Consider the following 1364-nt stretch of genomic DNA (forward strand, 5'->3'; position numbering starts at 1 on the left):
CACGAAACGGGTTTTAAATGCCCGTCAGGGCATGGAAGGCGCGAAAAACGCTTACAGAGAGTCTCAGGAGGTCAGGCGCGCCGATACCCCTAACCAAGGGCTTTCAGGTCGCCAGGAACCGCGTCAGCCCGCTGCAAAGCCCATTTGCACGGAACAGGCAGCCACGCGGTTGGCAGGTGGTCGTAGACCGTCGGTGTTACAGCGATGGGGGTCTGGGGTTCTCCCCAGACGGTTTCCGGTTGCGCTCAAGGCGCTGCCGGAACCGTGGCGGCTCGGTCGTTCTGGAGATCGGGGAGCAAAAACACGCAAGGGATTTTGAGGCGGCAAAAGAGCAATGCAGGATAGACAATCATGGTCAGAACGTTAACACGTAGCCCCTGATTGTCCGCCTGCCGCTGGCTCAATTTGAAAACATGGCCATGATTCGGCGCTGAATATCACCGTCTTTGTTGACCAGTGTTTTAGTGACAAATGCTGCATGGTTTTTCGTAGTGTTGTATCCCTTCCAGACTTCATGTGGATCGAGGGCATACGCACAAACCTTACCAGCAACGGGGATTCTAACTAATGCATTTTTTGATTCTAAGTAATTGAGCCAACGAATAATTGTGCTTCTGCTAACTCCAAGTTTTTCAGCTAGGAATTGCTGATCCGCAACGACAGCGCCACACGTAGGATCGATATGCTCCGCTAAAAATGAGTACAGCTTCAGTGCTGATATGCCTTGGCTATCCTTCAGCAGCTCTCGAACGCGTTCCCAACCTTTTGGGGATACCTGTGTAAACCTTGAATTCTTCTTTGCTTCTTCGAGATCCTCGGTGTTTTTCTTTGCCTCATCTGAAAGTTGTTTCAGTCGTTTTTCTGAATCAATAAACATGATTTTTTCCCTCTAAAAATCCCATGCACTAACGTTGGTTCAAATCTAAGCCATCATGACACATCTGTGCAACACCTTGTTGCGTGTTGTCGCATCCAGGATGCGACAACGTTGTGTCACCCTGGATGCGACAGGTAAACAAAAAACACACTAAAAAAACAACAACTTACAAATCGGCGTAAAAGATCTATTCTAGGCAAGGGTGTTGCGCGCAACGCAACGCCCTTTGGGGGTGTCGGGGCGAAGCCCTGACCCAGTCACGTAGCGATAGCGGAGTGTATACTGGCTTACTCCTCTGCAAGCCTCGCCAGCCGTGATTTTTGCCAGATTTCGTGGTTTTCACGTTCAACAGCTCCTGCACGTTTTTTGCCGTCCGTTCACCGTTAACCCCCGCAGAAATCGGGACAGGATGTGCAAATGTAATACCGTCACCCGCGACGATATTACGTTTGCCATCTGGTCAGGGCTTCGCCCCGACACCCCGTAT

At 50.6% G+C, this 1364-nt stretch carries 1 protein-coding gene; it reads right to left on the reverse strand.

From position 1 onward, the window contains the following. Nucleotides 1-400: 400 nt before the first annotated feature. The gene (locus FEK43_RS22785; RefSeq protein WP_000469298.1) at nt 401-877 is read right to left on the reverse strand and encodes a helix-turn-helix domain-containing protein; all 477 of its coding nucleotides are present in this window, start codon (nt 875-877) and stop codon (nt 401-403) included. Between the last annotated feature and the right edge of the window lie 487 nt (nt 878-1364).

The organism is Escherichia sp. E2562, from assembly GCF_005781075.1.
Classification (GTDB): Bacteria; Pseudomonadota; Gammaproteobacteria; order Enterobacterales; family Enterobacteriaceae; genus Escherichia.